This window comes from Bradyrhizobium sp. AUGA SZCCT0176, assembly GCF_018130145.1.
In the GTDB taxonomy this organism is placed as follows: domain Bacteria; phylum Pseudomonadota; class Alphaproteobacteria; order Rhizobiales; family Xanthobacteraceae; genus Bradyrhizobium.
Genome location: NZ_JAFCMB010000006.1, coordinates 99,326 through 117,587, shown reverse-complemented (window position 1 = coordinate 117,587; position 18,262 = coordinate 99,326). Strand labels below are relative to the sequence as shown.

The following is an 18,262-nucleotide window of genomic DNA, read 5'->3' as shown; positions in this document are numbered from 1 at the left end:
AGCGTGAAGCTGCCCGGAAGTGAGGACAACAAGATCCACAAAGGGACATATCGACATGATCGAGCTCACGGTCAATGGGACCAAGCACCAGGTTGACGTCGTTCCGGAGATGCCGTTGCTTTGGGTGTTGCGCGACGAACTCGGTGTCACAAGTCCCAAATACGGATGCGGCGTAGCGCAATGTGGCGCCTGTACCGTCCAGATAAACGGAGCGGCCGTCCGTTCCTGTCAGTCGCGCATCGGCGACGTCGCCGGCAAGTCGGTCACCACGATCGAAGGGTTGGCCAATAGAGACGCACACCCGGTTCTGCAGGCCTGGATCGAACATCAGGTCCCGCAGTGCGGCTATTGCCAGACCGGCCAGATCATGCAGGCCATTTCGCTACTTGAACTGATCCCCAAGCCAACGGACGAGGACATCGATGTGGTGATGTCCGGCAATCTATGCCGGTGCGGCACCTATCCGCGCATTCGCGCCGCGATCCATGCGGCTGCCGCAAAGATGGGGGCGAAGTAACATGGGCGTCATGCAGAACCTCTCTCGTCGCGCTTTCATCGTGGGCTCCGCCGCTGTAGCCGGCGGCATCGCTTTCGGCTCCTACAGTCATGCCGAAAAGGCCGTTGCGACCGCCCACAGCAATCCGTTGGCCGCCGGCCTCGGGCCCAACTCCGTGACCTTCAACCCGTGGGTCGAGATAAGCCCGGAGAAGATAACGCTCATCGCACAGCATGCCGACATCGGTCAGGGCGTCGGTTCCGTGCAGCCGATCATGATCGCCGAAGAGATGGACCTCGATCCCGGTCAGTTCGAAATAAGGTTCGCGGGGCCCAGTCCCGCCTACTTCAACTCCGGCTTCGCAGATGAGCTTGCGCCGTTCCTGGCGGCGGACCAAAGCCCGGCTGCTGAGGAAGCACGCGCCGCCACGCTCGAATATCTCAGGAAGTCCGGCCTGCAGATGACGGGCGGGTCGAGCACGATCCCGGACACTTACGAAAAGTTGCGCGTCGCCGGCGCGGTCGCGCGCGAGACGCTGAAGGCTGCGGCGGCCAAGCGTTCGGGCGTTCCCATAGCTGACATCCGCACCCAATCCGGCCATGTGATCCTGCCTAACGGAAGCAAGATTGCCTACGTCGAACTCGCGGCAGAAGCCGCGAAGATTCCGCCGGTGCTGGATGCAAAGCCGCGCGATCCGTCGACATGGCGAATGGTGGGCAAGCCGATGATGCGGCTTGATGTTCGACCGAAGGTCATGGGCGAGTTGAAGTTCGGTATCGATCTGAAAATGGACGGCATGCTGTTCGCGTCCGTCAAGCTGAACCCCAACAAGGGTCAGCCTCTGAAGTCGTACAATGCAAGCAAGGCGCAGTCGATGCCGGGGGTCAAGAAGATCCTCGAAATCAAGAACGGCGTCGCTGTCATCGCGACCAACAGCTGGTACGCGATGAAGGCCGTCGAAGCGATCGATTGCGAATGGGCGCCCTCGACGTATCCCGCCGAGCAGGCCGACCATTGGAAGGTTCTGGAAGCGTCGTTCAAGCCGGAATTCCTCGGCAAGGAGTGGCGGAAAATCGGTGATATCGACGCCGGATTGAAGGATGGCACGCTGGTCGAGGCGGAGTACCGCGCACCCTATCTGGCGCATCAGCCTCTGGAGCCGCTCAACGGGATCGCCATTGTTTCGGACAAGGGGATGGAGATTTGGGTTAGCCACCAGAGCCCGCAGGCCGTGCAGTCCACCGCGGCGACAGCGATTGGCCTCAAGCCGGAGCAGGTGACCTTTCACAATCAATGGGCCGGTGGAAGTTTCGGGCACCGTCTCGAGTTCGAGAACGTCCGTGTGCTGGCTGAGATCGCAAACCAGATGCGCGGCACGCCGATCAAGCTCGTGTTTTCGCGCGAGGAGGATTTTCTCCAGGATATTCCGCGACAGATTTCGCTCGCCAGGTACAAGGGCAGCATCAAGAACCGGAAGATCGTCGCGGCCGACCTGAAATTGGCATCGACCGCACCCCTGAAGGGGCTGCTCGAACGCATGGGCGCTCCCTCGAAGGATCCCGATGCCCAATTGGCCGCCGGCCTGTGGAATGTCTACTACGACATCCCGAATTTCCGGGCCACGAGCTATGAAGCGCAGGGACTGTCGCCATGCACCACGTGGCGCTCAGTCGGCGCATCGACCGCCGGTTTCTTCACCGAAAGCTTCATCGACGAACTGCTGCATGCGGCAGGCGTTGATCCCATGAAGGGCCGCATCGAGATGTGCGGGGTCCCGACCTACCGGAAGCTGCTGGAGACGCTCGCGCAGATGTCGGACTGGAAGGGACCGCTTGGCAACGGCCGGGGGCGTGGCGTGGCGTTCGTCGAGTCCTTCGGGACGCCGACGGCTGAAGTCGTCGAAGTGACCGCAACGGACAGAGGCATCAGGATCGACAAGGTTTGGGTCGCCGTCGATGTCGGCAAGGTCGTCGATCCCGTCAACTTCGAAAACCAGGTGCAGGGCGGGGTCATCTGGGGCCTCGGCCACGCCATCAACTGCGAACTGACTTACGCAAAGGGCGCGGCGCAACAGACCAACTACAACCACCACGAAGCGATGCGGATCTATCAATGTCCGGTAATCGAGGTTCGCGGGCTTGAGAACGATCCCAAGGTGAGAGGCGTCGGCGAGCCGCCGGTTCCTCCTGCCGCACCCGCGCTCGCCAACGCGATCTTCGCTGCGACCGGAAAGCGGATCCGCGAAATGCCGTTCAACAAGTTCATCGATTTCGTGTGAGGGCGGGTCATGAAGAGATCACTGATCGCGCTCGCGTTCGCCGCTTCATCAATCGTGGCCCTCACGGGAATTGTCGTGGCCAAGGACGAGGCCGCCAAGGATGTGCTGCCGCCGGGCAGCGTCAGCCGTGCCGAGGGGCTGGAAGCCTGGAAGAGGATTGAAGCAGTTGTGACACATCCACGTTGTGCCAACTGCCATGTCGACGCCAAGGCGATTCCGATGTGGACGCCGGCAGGCGAAAACAGGCCCCGGGTGCACGGCATGAATATTCATGGCGGAGCGAGCCGCATCGGGGCTGAGACAATCCCTTGCTCGACGTGTCACATGACCTCCACCCTGCCGAACGATCCTGCACCGGCGCCGCTGCGCGCCGGCATCGACTGGCAGCTTGCGCCGGTGGCGTTCATCTGGTTCGGCAAGAGTGGCGCCGAGATTTGCGCGCAACTGAAGGATCCCAAACGCAATGGCGGTCGAGACGCCGTTGGTCTCCTTGAACATCTGCGGCACGATGCATCGTTAAACGGCTTCATCCCCCGGGGGTGGGCACCCGGAGCGGGCCGCACCACGCCGCCGGGCACCTTCGAGAGTCATGTCAAGGACATGGCCCTGTGGGGAGCCGCCGGGCAACCTTGTCCGAATTGACGAATTCGGTGTCGCCCGCAAGCAGGACGATGGGCCGGAAACGCTTTTTAGAACGCCTTCTCCGCCTCCGGCCGGTGCTTGTTCTTCGGCACGAAGCCTGACCTGGTTGCTTCGCGGGGGTAACGTACCCAGACTTCGCGGTTCGGGTGCAGGCCGCCGCCGCGGGTGGCCGGCACGGCAGAGAGCCGCGCGCGGTGCAACAGGCGGGTGTCGGCGACGCCGCAGTTCGGGTGCAGGCCGCCATTGGCCGCCACCACCTTGTCCCAGGCCGCCTTGCGCGCCTTCAGAACGGCCGGATCCGCCAGCGCCGTGCAATTGAGTTCGTTCTTGTTGAGATCGGCGATGATCTCGTCACCGTCCTCGACGAAGGCGATGGGGCCGCCGAGGCCGGCCTCAGGGCCGACATGGCCGATGACGAGGCCGACCGATCCGCCGGAGAACCGCGCATCGGTCATCAGCGCGACCACGATGCCGCGCTCACGGCACAGCGTGGTGATGCGCGAGGTGGGATCGAGCATTTCCGGCATGCCGGGCGCGCCGCTCGGACCCTCGTAGCGCACGATGATCATGTCGTTGTTCTGGAAAAGGTCGGGCGTCTTGTCGAGCGCCTCAAGTAGCCCCCGCTCGCCTTCGAACACGCGCGCTCTGCCGCGGAACAGGTTGTTTTCCAGCCCGCCTTCGACGCCAGCCAGTTTCAGAATGGCGGAAAATTCCGGCGACAGATTGCCGCCGAGAACGCGCAGGCCACCGGTCGGCTTGTAGGGTTTTGCCACGGTGTAGATGACCGTGCCGTCGGCGGGTTTGGTTTCGAGGCGCTTGACCTGCTCGGCCAGGGTTTCGCCGGTGCAGGTCATCACGTCACCGTTGAGCAGTCCGGCCTCCAGCAATTCGCGAACGATCACCTGCACGCCGCCGACGGCATCGATGTCGACCATCGAATATTTGCCGTACGGCCGGGCGTCGGTGAGGACAGGCACGACGTATTGCGACAGATGATTGAACTCGGCCGGCGTCATCACCTCTTTCCAGAAGTCCGCGAAGCCTGCGGCGCGCGCGATCTCCGGCGCATGCAGCGTGACGTTGGTCGAGCCGCCGATCGCCATCGCGACGATCACGGCGTTGCGGATCGAGTCGCGGACCACGATGTCGCGCGGCTTGAGGCCCTTCGCGATCATCTGCGCGAGGTAGCCGACGAGCTGGTCCGGAAACTCCTTGAGGCGGCGGGGATCGTCGGACGGCGGCGCCACCATGTGCAGCGGCTGCATGCCGACGACGCCGATGAAGGTCTGCATGGTGTTGTAGGTGAACATGCCGCCGCAACTGCCGTAGCCGGGACAGGCATGGCAGGCGATGTGGTGGCGGTATTCCGCATCAGGGTTGCCGGCGACCTGGTAGGCGCTGACGATGTCGAGCTTCTCGCCGGTGTTCGGATCGGTGCCGGGATGGATCGCGCCGTCGGACATGATGATCGCGGGCTGATTGTGCTCGAGCAGCGCGGCCAGCGTGCCGACCGGCGGCTTGTCGCAGGCGACGACGGCGATGGTGCCGAGGAGCCCAGTGGCCTCCAGATGTTCGCACAGCGCATCGTGGGTAATTTCACGCCCGATCAGCGAGTAGCGCATTTCGCGCGTCCCGTTGCGGATGCCGTCCGAGGTGGCGATGGTGTATTCCGGCTGGACCAGGCGCAGCTTCATCTGGCCGGCGCCCTTGCCGACATGGCTCTTGAGGCTGGCGTGGATCGCATCGACCTTCGCCATCACCCCCATGTAGCACTGGCTGTCGCCCTTGGTGCCGACCACGCCGACCGACGGCTCGTGGATCAGGTCCTGATCGGCGCCAAGTACGCGCGCGATCCCGATGGTCTGGGCCGTGCGGCCGGGATGACGATCGATGAGGACGGCTTTGGAGTCTGTCACGGCTAGTTCCTTCCCGGCGGGGCTCGTTCGGTCGATATTAGAAACGATTTAAGCCGCACCTTATAGAGCGCCGACCTGCGGGAAGTCACGCGGAAGTCACATGCCCGATAGCTGGTATGCTGCCACCTAGGCCCCCGGCGGCCGGGGCACGGCCCCGCGCAGCATCGCGTCCAGCAGCTGGTCGGCGGACGTACCCTCGGGCAACCGCTCCAGAATGCCCGTGAGCCGGCCGTCAAGCAGCAGCGTGGTAAAACCATGCACCAGCGACCACGCGCGTGCGATGGCGGCGGCCTGATCCAGCGAGATTCCATCCTGTGGAATCTGCTCGTGCCGGCTGGCGCCGACACCGCGGGTCAGCCCTGCGAACGCGGCATCGGAAGCCTCATGCAGCGAGGGACGCGAATAATCCAGCCGTGCGCTGCGGAACATCACGCCGTACATACCGGGATGCGCCTGCGCGTAGGCGACGTAGGCTTTGGCGCTCGCCAGCCCCTTCATGATCGGCAGCGTCTCGCTGTTGCCGGCGGTGACCATGGCCTCGTTGAACATCCGAAAGCCGATCGCCGCGAGTTCGCTGACAAGGCCGGTGAGATCGCCGAAATGATGGGTCGGTGCGGCATGTGAGACGCCGGCCTCGCGCGCCACCGCGCGCAGCGTCAGCCCCGCCAGTCCGTCGCGCTCCAGCACCCGCTCGGCTGCCTGCAGAAGGGCCTCGCGCAGGTCGCCATGATGATAGGGGGTATCGCCCGGTGATTTGCGCCGCCGCACGGCGGGCCGTTCGGCAGCCGCCCTCGCCGGTTTGCGGGTCCGCGCGACGGTGCGAACGACTTTGTTTTCTCTCGATGTTTTGGCCATTTGAACCCCTTGCGAATCCTTATAGCCGCAATTTTTACACTGTAAAGATTTTGCTTGACGATGGCTGGCATGCCCTGTAGTCATATCTTTACGTTGTAAAGATCAAACCGGGAGGAAGCGACGATGCTCGATCAAGTGGCGACCAACGCGGCGCGGACCAATCTGGCGCCTATACCGATGGAATGCGACGCACCGTTCCTGAAGGTGACCGGCGAATTGCCGCGCGAGCTCAACGGCACGCTTTATCGCAACGGCCCCAACCCGCAATTCGAAGCGCCCGGCGCGCACTGGTTCGTCGGCGACGGCATGCTGCACGCCTTCCATCTCGAGAACGGCCGCGCCAGCTATCGCAACCGCTGGGTCCGCACCCCCAAATGGCAGGCCGAGCATGATGCCGGCCGCGCGTTGTTCGGCGGCTTTGGCCGCAAGCTGCCGGGCGCGCCCGCCGATGTCACCAATGACGGCGGCGTCGCCAACACCAACATCATCTTCCACGGCGGCCGCCTGCTGGCGCTGGAAGAAGGCCATATGCCGACCGAGATCGAACCGGGCACCCTGGAGCGTATGGGCTATTGCGACTACAAGGGCGCGATCGCAGGCCCCTTTACGGCGCATCCCAAGATCGACCCCGTCACCGGCGAGATGGTTTTCTTCGGCTACAACGCCGCGGGGCCGCTAACCCCTGCCCTCTCGTTCGGATCGGTCAACGCCTCAGGCGTGGTGACGCGGTTCGATCGCTTCGAAGCGCCTTATGCCAGCATGGTGCACGACTTCATCGTCACCGAAAACCACATGTTGTTTCCGATCCTGCCGATCACCGGCAGCATGGAGCGGGCAATGCGCGGCAAGCCGCCTTACGCCTGGGAGCCGGAGAAAGGCGCCTATGTCGGCGTCATGAAGCGCACCGGCTCGGCGAAAGACATCGTCTGGTTCCGCGCCGAGAGCTGCTACGTGTTCCACGTCATGAACGCGTGGGAGGAAGGCGGCCGCATCGTCGCCGACGTGATGCAGTTCGAGGAAGCGCCACTGTTCACCCACCCCGACGGCTCGCCGACGGACCCCGAAAAATCGCGCGCACGCTATTGCCGCTGGACCTTTGATCTCTCCGGCAATACCGACCGCTTCACGCAAACCTATCTCGACGATTTGACCGGCGAATTCCCGCGCATCGACGATCGCCGCGCGGGCCTTGCCAGCAACCACGGCTGGTACGCCTGCGCCAATCCTGACCTGCCGATGTTCGGCGCGCTGTCCGGCATCGTGCATGTCGACGGCAAGGGCAAGCGGCTGGGCAAATATCACCTGCCCGCCGGCGACACCATTTCCGAAGCCGTGTTCGTCGAGCGCGGTGAAGATGCCGCCGAGGGCGATGGCTGGCTGCTATCAGCGGTCTGGCGCGCGCGGGAAAACCGCAGCGACCTGGCAGTGTTCAACGCCAAAGACGTCGAAGCCGGACCGGTGGCGCTGGTGCATCTCGGGCATCGCGTGCCCGATGGCTTCCATGGCAATTGGGTGAGTGCGACCTGAGGGTCCTCCCGTCATTCCCCGATGCGCAATTGCGCATCTGAGGGCATCGCGCAGCGATGAACCCGGAATCTAGAGATGATAGAATACGATAATCTCGAGATTCCGGGTTCGCGCTAACGCGCGCCCTCAGATGCGCTATTGCGCGTCGGGGAATGACGCTATGAGTCGTCTCGGGGGACCCACACATGCACATACCCACGATCACCGGCTTCTATCTCGCCATTCTCGCGCTGCTGTATCTCGTGCTCGGCCTGCAGGTCTCGCGCCTGCGGCGGGGACATCGCATCGTGTTCGGCGACGGCGACAACATCAAGCTGCGCAGCGCCATTCGCGCGCATGGCAATTTTGCCGAATATGTCCCTGTTATCGTGTTGCTGGTCGCGCTGCTGGAAATGTCTGGTATGCCGACCGCGCGGGTGCACCTCTTGATGGGAATGCTGCTGGTGGCGCGGCTGCTGCATCCGCTCGGCATGTATGTCGGCCCACGCACCTTGCAGTTTCAGATCTGCCGGGTCGGCGGCATTCTGCTTACCCTGCTTGTGCTGCTCGCAGCCGCGCTTCTTGCGCTGGCGCGCTTCTGGCCGTTATAGTCCTCGCTCAATTCCGCGCAACTAACTGTATTAATTGACTATTTCGCTACAATTCATTTATTTTGACACTGTAAAGATTTTCCTTGACGCCTCCCGCCCTTACCCCTACGGTATCTTTACGATGTAAAGATAAAGCCGGAGAGGCTGCCATGACGATCCTCCTGATCCTCGCCCCCTACGGTGCCTTCGCCCTGCTGATGCTGGTGACTTCGGCCGACGTCGCCCTGTTCGGCGCTGCCGCGATTTGCCTCCCGGCGATCGCCTACGACATGGTTCGCGGCCGCTCGCTGAAGATCCTGGGCGTGGGCTCCGTCGTGGTCTTTACCGCGATCGGCGGTTACGTCACCGAGATCGATCCTGACCTCAGCGTCTCCGGCGTCAAGCTCGCGGTCGATGCCGGCATGTTCCTGGTCACGCTGGGCTCGATCATCGCTGGCAAACCCTTCACGCTGCAATATGCGCTTGAGGTGGTCGATGCCAAGACCGCGAAGCTGCCCGGCTTCATCAAGGCGAACTATATCATCACCTGGGCATGGACCGGCGCGATGGTGTTGATGATGGCCGGCAATGCCGCGCTGATCTATGTGCCGGGCCTGCCACTGTGGGCGGGACTGCTGGTCGCGTTTGCCGCACGCAACAGCGCGGCCTATTTCACCAAATGGTATCCCGAATACTGCAAGGCGAAGTATGGCACCCCGCCCGCCAACGCTTTGCCCGGCACGCACTAAGATATCGATCTCTCCGAGCCACCGCATTCAACAGAAAGCAGCGCGATGAAAGACGTATTCGCAAGATTAGGCGCCGACTTTTTCTCCACCATCGTGTTCATCGCGATCTATCTCGCGACCGACAACGTGTTGCTGGCGACCGGCGTCGCGATCGCAGGCGCCATCGGCCAGGTGATCTATTCCCGCATCAAGGGCAAGGAACTCGGCTACATGACCTGGGCCAGCCTCGGCCTCGTGATCGTGCTCGGCGGCGCCACGCTCTTGACCCACGACCCGCGCTTCGTGCTGGCGAAACCCGCGATCGGGCATTTTGCGATCGGCCTCATCATGCTCAAGCGCGGCTGGATGCTGCGCTATATGCCGCCGATCGTGACCCAGACCATCCCGGAATATGCCACTGCCGCAGGCTACGTCTGGGCCGGGCTGTGCTTCGTGCTCGCCGCCGGCACCATCGGCGTCGCGATGACCGGCGACATGAAGCTGTGGACGTTCTATGTGACCGTCGTCCTGATCGGGGCCAAGATTGCTCTGTTCGCCGTGCAATATGTCGCGTTCCGCGTCCTGGTCGGCAGCCGCCTGCGCGCGGCCGCCCGCGCGTAAGTACCGTAGGCAAAGCGTTTTCAAGCGAAGTGGATACCGGTTCGCGTCAAGAAAACGCGTCAAAAGGAAGGCTACAGGGTTGGGCTTGCGCGGCAAGATGGGTTATACCGCCGCCGGGAGAACTCAGAACCATTCCGGTTGCTGGGAAATGTATTGGGGAGACCAAGATGGCCGTGGACGGAAACTGGGATATCGTCATGACCACGCCGATGGGCGAGCGCAAGGCGACGCTGACGTTGAAGAATTCCGGCGGCACGCTGACGGGCACGCAAGGCGCCGACGGCAATTCCGGCGACATCTTCGACGGCACCGCCAATGGCGACGACGTCGCCTGGAAGATCTCCATCACCAACCCGATGCCGCTGACGCTCGCCTTCACCGGAAAAGTTTCCGGCGACAGCATGTCCGGCGAAATGGGCATCGGCCCGATGGGCAGTTTTCCGTTCACGGGCACCCGGGCCTGATACGGACGGAGCAGCTTCGCTCCCTCGTTGTTCGATCCATGCAAAAGACCACACTGCTTTCAATCGCCGTCGTCGCCTCCCTGGTGACGGCGGCGATCGCACAATCCGCGCCCGAGCCCGAGCCGGCATGGCGCGCCAGCGCGCTCGCTTTGGTGCCGGCGGGCTATGTCGCGGGCGAAGCCTACCGCACCACTGATATGACCGGATACCTCGCGGTCTATCCGGCAGGCGCGAACGACCCCAAGTCCGCTGCCAGCGTGTTCGCAGCCCGCCAGGTGCTCGTCATCAAGCTCGACAAGGATGAGCGGCGTGCGCTGTCGGCGGAATTGAAGCCGCGCAGCGACGCCACGCGCGGCAACCGCGACACCACGATGACCGATCCCGACGGCCAGGAAAGCGAGTTCGCAAAATCGCACGCCGAACTCGCGGCCAAACGCGCGGCGCAGCCTGATGGTACCGAGCCCTGCAATCTCGGCGCCTGGTCGGAAGATCGCGATCCCAAGGGCCTCAACGTCCGCGCCGAGCCTTCGGTGAAATCGCGCGTGCTCGGCACGCTGCCGCCGCCCTATCGCCTGAAGATGGCTGGCAGTGAGAACACACCCGAAGACGGCTGGCTGACCGAATTCCGCGTCATCGGATTCAAGGACGGCTGGTTCCTGATCGAAGGCGCGACGCCGCCCGGCAAGGAATATGAGGACGAAAAGAAATATCCGCGCAACGCGCCAAAACCCTATTCGGGGCGCGGCTGGGTCGCCGCGAACAAGGTCGGCGCAAACTACGCCAATGGCGGCACGCGGATGGGCGGATTATTCCAGGCGCCGTTCGCCGATGCGAAGTGGACGCCGGCGCAGCGCAAGCTCGGCGGCCCCCTCGACACCGACGGCGGCCCGAAGCGCCTGCTCGCCTGCAGCGGCTATTGGGGCCTCGTCGAAAGCCAGGACGGCGTGCGCGGCTGGTGGCGCAGCCTGTGCTCCAGCCAGGTCACGAATTGCAGTTGAGGGGTCGATGTCGTCCCGGCCTAGTGCGCACTTGCGCACGGGGGGCCGGGACCCATACACCGTGGCGATTGTGAATTGGCACGATGGTCGATGACTTCCTTCAAACAACAGATGATCGGGGCTATGGGTCCCGGCCTTCGCCGGGACGACAAGTGAGACGTCCGCTGGCGCCGTTAGAACCAGATTTGCATCGGCAGACCGTCGGCGTCCGGTAATGGCGATCCGACGCTGCCTGCGGGTTCGCGCGCGGCAATCGCCACGGCGCTGGCGTCCAGGACATCGTCACGCTTCGCGCCGGTGCCGATCCGCGCCTTGCCGAGCCATTGCTCGATATCGCCAAGCCCGCTCCGCTTGAGCAACATCCGACGAAGCGAATCTCCTTCCTCGGATTTCTTCGACGGCAAGGGTTTGTTTGCGTTCAACCGCAGAAACACCAGCTCGGGATGGACCTCGCGGACATCAAGCGCGCGATGCGCACGCAGGAAAGCGTCTACCTCCATGATCTTCGGTCCGAGATGCCAGAGCTGGCGCGATATTCGCTTTTGGCCGCGCCGCAGGCATTCCCTGTTCGCTTCGTCGGGGTTGTTGAAGCCTTGCCAAATCCAGCGCCGCGCGCCCGTGAAAACACGCGAGGTGTGCGGGCGCAATTCGTCGCGGGCGAGCAGATCACACGCGCGCTCGCCGTCGTCGGCCATGCCGATGGGGATATCGATCCCTGCCCGATCGAATGGGCGCGACAACGCTTCCGAGACATCGCGATGGAAGGAAATTTCGTGCGTGCCGCCTTCAAGACGCACGGCGACCCAGCCGTTGCCAAATCCATCGAGGCCGACGGCTCTGCAGCTCCCGCCCCCGCTCACTTCGGCCGGCTTGGCACGATCGCAATCGGATTGAATGCGTAGACCGCCTCGCCGCGCTGATTATAGGCCGTCCATTTGATGCGAACGACGCCATGCGGCTTCGAGCGTGAAGGCACCAGTTCGACCAGTTCCCCTTCAAGATGAATCGTATCGCCGGGCCGCACGGGTTTCAGCCAGCGAAGATCATCGACACCGGCGCCGAACAGGGGATGTGGTCCGAACGGACGACAGCTCGACGCAAGCCGCATCGCAATGGCAGCCGTGTGCCACCCGGAAGCGGCGAGGCCGCCAAGTATGGTATTCTTCGCCGCTTCCTCGTCGAGGTGGAATGGCTGCGGATCATACTCGGTCGCGAAGCGGATGATGTCGTCCTTCGACACCGTCACTCCGTCGCTCTTGAAGCGCATCCCGAGCTTCAGGTCCTCGAACCATTCGACCATCACACCCTCGCTCACAATCTGGACGCCGCCTCACCCCAGATTCAATTCCTTGAAGAAATCATTGCCCTTGTCGTCGATGATGATGAAGGCCGGGAAATCCACCACCTCGATGCGCCAGATCGCTTCCATGCCGAGTTCGGGATATTCCACGACCTCGACCTTCTTGATGCAGTGCTCGGCGAGGTTGGCCGCGGCGCCGCCGATCGAGCCGAGATAGAAACCGCCGTGCTTCTTGCAGGCCTCGCGCACCGCGACTGCGCGGTTGCCCTTGGCGACCATCACCATCGATCCACCCGCGGCCTGGAACTGGTCGACAAAGGAATCCATGCGTCCCGCGGTGGTCGGACCGAACGCGCCGGAGGCGTAGCCGTCGGGCGTCTTGGCGGGACCGGCGTAATAGACCGGATGGTTCTTGAAGTAATCCGGCAGCGGCTCGCCCTTCTCCAGCCGCTCGCGCAATTTGGCGTGGGCGGAATCGCGCGCGACGATCATCGTGCCGGTCATCGAGACCCGCGTCTTGATCGGATGCTTTGAAAGCGTCGCCAGAATATCCTTCATCGGCTGGTTGAGATCGATTTTTACCACCTCGCCGCCGAGCGCTTGCTCGACCGCCGGCAAATACTGCGCGGGGTTGTGCTCAAGCTCCTCGAGATAGACGCCGTCTTTCGTAATCTTGCCGAGCACCTGGCGATCGGCCGAACAGGACACGCCGAGCCCGATGGGCAGCGACGCGCCGTGACGCGGCATCCGGATCACGCGCACGTCGTGGCAGAAATACTTGCCGCCGAACTGCGCGCCGACGCCGAGCGACTGCGTCATCTTCAAAATTTCCTGCTCCATCTCCAGATCGCGGAAGGCGTTGCCATCGGCCGATCCATGGGTGGGCAGCGCATCGAGATAGCGCGCGGACGCCAGCTTCACCGTCTTCATGCAAAGCTCGGCCGAGGTGCCGCCGATCACGATCGCCAGGTGATAGGGCGGGCACGCGGCGGTGCCGAGGGTCAGCACCTTCTCCTTCAGGAACGCCAGCAGGCGGTCCTTGGTCAGCACCGACGGCGTCGCCTGGAACAGAAAACTCTTGTTGGCGGAACCGCCGCCCTTGGCCATGAACATGAACTTGTAGGCGTCATCGCCCTCGGCGTAGATCTCGCACTGGGCCGGCATGTTGTTGGCGGTGTTCTTTTCCTCATACATCGAAATCGGCGCCACCTGCGAATAGCGCAGGTTACGGCGCAAATAGGCGTCGCGCGCGCCTTCCGAGAGCGCGGCCTCGTCGTCGCCGTCGGTGATCACGCGGGCGCCCTTCTTTCCCATGATGATCGCGGTGCCGGTGTCCTGGCACATCGGCAGCACGCCGCCGGCGGCGATGTTGGCGTTCTTGAGGAAATCGAACGCGACGAACTTGTCGTTGTCGCTGGCTTCCTTGTCCTCGAGGATGTTGGCCAGCTGCTTCAGATGGCCGGGGCGCAGATAGTGGTTGATGTCGCCGAAGGCGGCCTCGGAGAGCGCCCGCAGCGCATCGCGCGACACCACCAGCATGTCCTTGCCCAAGACCTTCTCGACCCGCACGCCCTCCGTCGTGATCTTCTTGTAGGGCGTGGTGTCCGCGCCCAGCGGAAACAGCGGCGTGTGCTTGTAGGGCGGAACGGGCTTTTGGTCGGGAAAGGCGGTGGGGGCGTTCATGGGCTGGGCTCGCAAGGTTTTGGGGGCGGAAGCGTCCACGGGACACCCCGGCATTTGAACCGTTCTAAGCACTTTTGACACAAAAGGAAGGTTCCCGAATGGCCATCAGCAATCGAAATCGAGAATGACGACTGTTCCCACCGCAGTGTCGACCGAGACAGTGGCCGCCCCTCCCCCGGTCCCGTCCGCGGCTAGCCTGTCCGGCCTCGGCGTCGCCCTGATCATCATCACGGTCCTCGAACTCCTCGACGGCATTTCGGTGGCATGGGGGATCTTCGGTGATCCTGAAATCGAGGTGCCTGCCGTCAGCGGCGCAGCTAGCCTCATGCACCCGTTGCTGGCGCTGGCGGCCTTGGTGTTCGCCGGCTTCGGGCGCGTGCGCCCCGCGATCGTCATGCTCGGCGCTGTCATCATCGTGACCTGGCTGAAATACATGCCGACCGTGGTGTCGTCAGGAATAGACGCGGTCGGCTTCGGCGCGATCTGGTCGCCTGCACAGATCATCGTGTTCCCGCTATTGGCTGTCTGCGCGATCGGCCTTGCCGCGCGCAACCGTCGGCTGCTCGTTGCCACCGCGTTGGCCAGCCTTCCCACCTTGTTCAACATCGCCGCCATCATCGCGATTGCCATCGGCCTCGCCATACGCGGGGCCTGATGCACAATGCCGGCAAGCCAATGGGGACACCGATGACCGCGGCCGAGATGCGCGCGGCTGCCCCGGCGGCCGGGATCGCGCCTGCCACGTCAGCGCCGCCCCGGATCGGCCTGCGCATCGCGCTGTCTGTGATCGCGCTGCTGGAGCTCTACTGGGGCATGTCGAGCGCACCGACGCTGCTGGACGATATGTCGAAAATCCCGGGTCCCGGCATCGGCGCGGCCGTCATCAAGCTGCATCTTGCCGTCCATCCGGTGCTGGCGCTGTCGGCGCTGCTGTTCGCGGCCATCGGTTACGTGCGCCACGCGGTCATGGCGCTCGGCGCGGTCATGCTCATGACCTGGCTGAGCTACATGCCCTCGGTGATCCGGCACGGGCTCGCTTTCAACGGCCCTTACGCGGCTCTGGAAACATCGGTGCAAATCATCCTGTTCCCGCTGATGGCTGCCTTTGCCATCGCCTGTGCCGCGCGCGACCAGCGGCTCGGGGCCGCCACGGCGCTGGTCAGCACGCCGACCCTGCTCAACCTGTTCACCACGACGGCGTTCTTTATCGCAATGATGATGCGCGGCTTCTGATTGACATTCGAATAGGCCTCTTGCAGGAAGCTGCCGCGCAAGCTTCAATGGGGCCCAGAGGGGCATTTACAAATGACATCACGACGACACTTTCGCCGATCGGTTCTGGTCGCGACCGCGCTGGCGCTGGCCGCCTTCTCGGCCTCACCGGCCCGCGCCGACCGCTGCGACGACGTCGCCAAGCAACTCGCCAGCCAGGTCGACGGGATCAAGGTCAACTTCAAGGCCGCCAACATCGTCTATCTGACGCACCCCTCCGCGAAGGAACTCTCGATCGGCTGCCGCGGCAAGAGCTACTCGCTCGAGCTCTATGCGAAGACCGACCGGAAATTCAAACCGGAATTTCTCGACATGGTCGCGAGAGCCGGCGCGCTCGTCTTCACCATTCCGAAGCCCGACGTCGTGACCGGCTCGACGCGCTGCATGAAGCGGATGGGCATCCTGCGCGGCGACAAGGTCTCGATGCGCTTCCGCCGGCTCAACATGGAATGCACGCGGACCAAGACCGAGGCCTCGATTGCGGTCACCCGCGGCAAGGACGAGTAGCGGCCCCCCTGCGGAATCCGCTGCATTCTAATGAATTTTCGAGCGCCCCGTTCACCATCGGGCGGGATCACCGGCCGGGATTCACACATCGTTCGCTTCAATGCCTCCAGTGTCGGAGGCAACGAAAAGGATGATGCCGATGGATATCTCTGCTGTGTCCGCGCCGGTGCAGATCAAGCCGCCTGAAGCCAGCGCGCCCAAGCCAGATTTAAAGCCCGCCGACGTACAAAACGGCGCCGCCGCCGACGGCACGCGCCTGCCGAAGCCGACGCTGCTTGCCGCCCTGCCGCCTGGACAGGGAACGCGGATCGACCAGTTCGCATAGAGACTGCTCGCCCTGGCCTTGTCGGGCCAAACGCCGCAAGTTTGCCGAAAAATCACGCGATCATGATGCCCCAGGCAATGGGGATACGCATGATCGCGAAGCTGTTGCTGCAGAACACTTTCTTCGTCGTCGGGATGGGTGCGCTGCTGTTTGCCTCCGCCGGCACGCTGCATTGGCCCGGCGCGTGGGCGTGCCTTGCGACCTCCGCGGTGCTCGGCCCGGCCTGCGGCCTGTGGCTTGCGAAAACCGATCCCGCGCTGCTCGCCGAGCGGATGCGGCTGACGGCACGCGAGGAACAGCCGGCCGCCGACAAGAAGTTCATGCTGGTGTTCGCCGCCACGGGGTTGATCTGGTTCGTCGCGATGGGACTGGACCGGCGCATGCAGGCCTCCCACGTCCCCCTGGCCCTGCAGGTGCTGGGCCTTGCCATGTACCTGCTCTCGACAGCCTTCATCATGTGGGTGTTTCGCGAAAACACGTTCGCGGCCCCCGTGATCAAGGTACAGGCCGCGCGCGACCATCATGTGATCTCGACGGGACCGTACGCCTTTGTCCGCCATCCCATGTACAGTAGCATCATGCTGTTTTTCGTCGGCGTGCCACTGCTGTTGGGATCCTGGTGGGGCGTGGCGCTGGCGCCGCTGTTCGCCATCCTGTTCGCGGTACGCGCCCGTATTGAGGAACGCGCGCTGATCGCGGGCCTGCCGGGCTATGCTGACTATGCCGCGCGCGTGCGCTATCGTCTGGTTCCGGGAATCTGGTGAGGGACACATGCCTGAAAGCAAGACCTACACGGGCGGCTGCCATTGCGGCCAAGTTCGGTTCGAATGCACCACCGACCTGGCGATGGTGACCGCCTGCAATTGCTCGATCTGCACCAAGAAGGGCCTGCATATCACGTTCCTGGCGCCGAAGAGCTTTCAGCTCCGCGCCGGCGAGGACAATCTACGCGAATATCTCTTCAACAAGCACGCGATCCGCCACCAGCTCTGCATCGATTGCGGCGTCGACGTCTTTGCGCGCGGCACCAGGCCTGATGGCAGCGAAGTGGTGGCGCTCAACGTGAGCTGCATCGACGGCATCGAATTGTCGAAGCTGACGATGACGCCGATCGATGGGAGGAGCAGATGACGGCAACGCCGTCATTCCGGGGCGATGCGAGAGCATCGAACCTCAGATGTGCAATTGCACATCGGGGAATCTCGAGATTCTCAGGCGCGCAATTGCGCACCGCAGTTCGCGCTCCGCGCGCCCCGGAATGACGAGGTTAGAGATCCAGCGCCTTGTAGCGCCGGAATATCCCGTCCTCATTGAACGCAATCCGCCGCTCGCTGGCGAGATAGGCCTTGATGTTCGGCCGTGCGGCGACGCGGTCATGCAGTTCGACCAGGGCGGGAATGTTCTTTTCAAACGCTTTCATGCGCTTGGGAAAGGCGTAGCGCAGCCCCTCCACGATCTGGAACAGCGACAGGTCGACATAGGTCAGGCGCCGGCCGGTGACGTAGCCGCCGCCATTGGCGGCCAGCAACTCCTCGAAATAATCCAGATATTTCGGCACCCGTGATTTCCAGAATTCGGCGGTGCGCTTTTTGGCGGGCGCCTTCTGCTCCTCGTAATAGAGCGACTGGCCGAGCGGATGATGGGTGTCGTGAACTTCCAGCACGAAATCCGTAATGGTGAGCTGCAGCTGGTGCACCCACAGCCTTGCCGCTTCCGCCTTCGGCGCCAGCCCATGGCGCGCGCCGAGATAGAGCAGGATGTTGGCGGTCTGGCCGATCACGAGGTTTCCCGCTTTCAGGAACGGCGGCGCAAAGGGCGGCGTGCCCTTTGCGGTCTCCATCATCTTCATCATCGCGCTGGTGCCGTTGCCGCTTCGCGCCACGTCGGTATAGGCCGCGCCGGCTTCTTCCAGCGCAAGCCGGACATATTCGCCGCGGCCCTGAATATGCGGCCAGTAATACAGTTGATAGCGCATCGACGGCATCTCCAGGGACCCTGTATCAAGGACCCTGTACCAAGAGCCCTGCTCGCAGCCATAACACATCAGTCCGCATTTCGTTCGTCACAATGCCGGCCGGCCC

Annotated in this window: 21 protein-coding genes; 15 read left to right on the top strand and 6 right to left on the bottom strand. The window is 63.3% G+C overall.

Going from position 1 to position 18,262, the window contains the following annotated elements; translation table 11 throughout:
• Window positions 1-55 precede the first annotated feature (55 nt).
• The 3 genes from JQ600_RS16715 to JQ600_RS16705 are packed head-to-tail and all read left to right on the top strand — an operon-like array spanning window position 56 to window position 3,416.
• Entirely contained in the window at window positions 56-517 is a 462-nt protein-coding gene (locus JQ600_RS16715; RefSeq protein ID WP_212387193.1) for a (2Fe-2S)-binding protein, read from the top strand.
• A 1-nt stretch (window position 518) separates the two neighbouring features.
• A complete protein-coding gene (locus tag JQ600_RS16710; RefSeq protein WP_212387195.1) occupies window positions 519-2,774 on the top strand; it encodes a xanthine dehydrogenase family protein molybdopterin-binding subunit in 2,256 nt (751 codons plus the stop codon).
• A 9-nt stretch (window positions 2,775-2,783) separates the two neighbouring features.
• Window positions 2,784-3,416 (top strand): hypothetical protein, encoded by a 633-nt coding sequence (locus JQ600_RS16705; RefSeq protein ID WP_212387197.1) that lies wholly within the window; start codon window positions 2,784-2,786, stop codon window positions 3,414-3,416.
• Between the two features lie 47 nt (window positions 3,417-3,463).
• On the opposite strand, the gene JQ600_RS16700 is transcribed toward JQ600_RS16705, so the two are convergent.
• Both JQ600_RS16700 and JQ600_RS16695 read right to left on the bottom strand, forming a co-directional pair.
• Window positions 3,464-5,332 (bottom strand): dihydroxy-acid dehydratase, encoded by a 1,869-nt coding sequence (locus tag JQ600_RS16700; protein WP_212387199.1) that lies wholly within the window; start codon window positions 5,330-5,332, stop codon window positions 3,464-3,466.
• A gap of 126 nt (window positions 5,333-5,458) precedes the next feature.
• A complete protein-coding gene (locus tag JQ600_RS16695; protein ID WP_212387201.1) occupies window positions 5,459-6,187 on the bottom strand; it encodes a TetR/AcrR family transcriptional regulator in 729 nt (242 codons plus the stop codon).
• 123 nt (window positions 6,188-6,310) lie between these two features.
• On the opposite strand from JQ600_RS16695, the gene JQ600_RS16690 reads away from it, so the two are divergent.
• From JQ600_RS16690 to JQ600_RS16665, 6 genes are all read left to right on the top strand, one after another.
• Complete coding sequence (locus JQ600_RS16690) at window positions 6,311-7,714, top strand: carotenoid oxygenase family protein (RefSeq protein ID WP_212387203.1); 1,404 nt, start codon at window positions 6,311-6,313, stop codon at window positions 7,712-7,714.
• A gap of 185 nt (window positions 7,715-7,899) precedes the next feature.
• Complete coding sequence (locus JQ600_RS16685) at window positions 7,900-8,304, top strand: MAPEG family protein (protein WP_212387205.1); 405 nt, start codon at window positions 7,900-7,902, stop codon at window positions 8,302-8,304.
• A gap of 149 nt (window positions 8,305-8,453) precedes the next feature.
• Window positions 8,454-9,032 carry a hypothetical protein gene (locus tag JQ600_RS16680; RefSeq protein ID WP_212264318.1) on the top strand — a complete coding sequence of 193 codons (579 nt, stop codon included), beginning with the start codon at window positions 8,454-8,456 and terminating at the stop codon, window positions 9,030-9,032.
• 45 nt (window positions 9,033-9,077) lie between these two features.
• On the top strand, window positions 9,078-9,632 hold the full coding sequence (locus tag JQ600_RS16675; RefSeq protein ID WP_212387213.1) for an inner membrane-spanning protein YciB: 555 nt from the start codon (window positions 9,078-9,080) through the stop codon (window positions 9,630-9,632).
• A 167-nt stretch (window positions 9,633-9,799) separates the two neighbouring features.
• Window positions 9,800-10,096 carry a hypothetical protein gene (locus JQ600_RS16670; protein WP_212264316.1) on the top strand — a complete coding sequence of 99 codons (297 nt, stop codon included), beginning with the start codon at window positions 9,800-9,802 and terminating at the stop codon, window positions 10,094-10,096.
• A 38-nt stretch (window positions 10,097-10,134) separates the two neighbouring features.
• A complete protein-coding gene (locus JQ600_RS16665; RefSeq protein ID WP_212387215.1) occupies window positions 10,135-11,094 on the top strand; it encodes an SH3 domain-containing protein in 960 nt (319 codons plus the stop codon).
• Window positions 11,095-11,267: 173 nt separating this feature from the next.
• On the opposite strand, the gene JQ600_RS16660 is transcribed toward JQ600_RS16665, so the two are convergent.
• Genes JQ600_RS16660 through JQ600_RS16650 form a run of 3 tightly spaced genes read right to left on the bottom strand, consistent with a single transcriptional unit; the run spans window position 11,268 to window position 14,077 of the window.
• The gene (locus tag JQ600_RS16660) at window positions 11,268-11,954 is read right to left on the bottom strand and encodes a DUF429 domain-containing protein (protein ID WP_212387217.1); all 687 of its coding nucleotides are present in this window, start codon (window positions 11,952-11,954) and stop codon (window positions 11,268-11,270) included.
• Window positions 11,951-12,394 carry a MaoC family dehydratase gene (locus JQ600_RS16655; protein ID WP_212387218.1) on the bottom strand — a complete coding sequence of 148 codons (444 nt, stop codon included), beginning with the start codon at window positions 12,392-12,394 and terminating at the stop codon, window positions 11,951-11,953. Before JQ600_RS16655 ends, JQ600_RS16660 begins: the two co-directional genes overlap by 4 nt.
• Window positions 12,395-12,424: 30 nt before the next feature.
• The gene (locus JQ600_RS16650) at window positions 12,425-14,077 is read right to left on the bottom strand and encodes a fumarate hydratase (protein ID WP_212387219.1); all 1,653 of its coding nucleotides are present in this window, start codon (window positions 14,075-14,077) and stop codon (window positions 12,425-12,427) included.
• Between the two features lie 124 nt (window positions 14,078-14,201).
• On the opposite strand from JQ600_RS16650, the gene JQ600_RS16645 reads away from it, so the two are divergent.
• From JQ600_RS16645 to JQ600_RS16620, 6 genes are all read left to right on the top strand, one after another.
• Window positions 14,202-14,732 (top strand): hypothetical protein, encoded by a 531-nt coding sequence (locus JQ600_RS16645; protein ID WP_212387220.1) that lies wholly within the window; start codon window positions 14,202-14,204, stop codon window positions 14,730-14,732.
• A gap of 32 nt (window positions 14,733-14,764) precedes the next feature.
• The gene (locus tag JQ600_RS16640; RefSeq protein WP_249133357.1) at window positions 14,765-15,310 is read left to right on the top strand and encodes a hypothetical protein; all 546 of its coding nucleotides are present in this window, start codon (window positions 14,765-14,767) and stop codon (window positions 15,308-15,310) included.
• A gap of 72 nt (window positions 15,311-15,382) precedes the next feature.
• Entirely contained in the window at window positions 15,383-15,856 is a 474-nt protein-coding gene (locus JQ600_RS16635) for a hypothetical protein (protein WP_212387222.1), read from the top strand.
• 139 nt (window positions 15,857-15,995) lie between these two features.
• Complete coding sequence (locus JQ600_RS16630) at window positions 15,996-16,181, top strand: hypothetical protein (protein ID WP_212387224.1); 186 nt, start codon at window positions 15,996-15,998, stop codon at window positions 16,179-16,181.
• A gap of 89 nt (window positions 16,182-16,270) precedes the next feature.
• Window positions 16,271-16,945: an isoprenylcysteine carboxylmethyltransferase family protein gene (locus tag JQ600_RS16625; protein WP_212387227.1), complete on the top strand. Its 675-nt coding sequence runs from the start codon at window positions 16,271-16,273 to the stop codon at window positions 16,943-16,945.
• A 7-nt stretch (window positions 16,946-16,952) separates the two neighbouring features.
• Window positions 16,953-17,312, top strand: coding sequence for a GFA family protein (locus JQ600_RS16620; RefSeq protein ID WP_212264307.1), 360 nt, complete (start codon window positions 16,953-16,955; stop codon window positions 17,310-17,312).
• A 136-nt stretch (window positions 17,313-17,448) separates the two neighbouring features.
• On the opposite strand, the gene JQ600_RS16615 is transcribed toward JQ600_RS16620, so the two are convergent.
• The gene (locus JQ600_RS16615) at window positions 17,449-18,156 is read right to left on the bottom strand and encodes a glutathione S-transferase (RefSeq protein WP_212387229.1); all 708 of its coding nucleotides are present in this window, start codon (window positions 18,154-18,156) and stop codon (window positions 17,449-17,451) included.
• Window positions 18,157-18,262 lie beyond the last annotated feature (106 nt).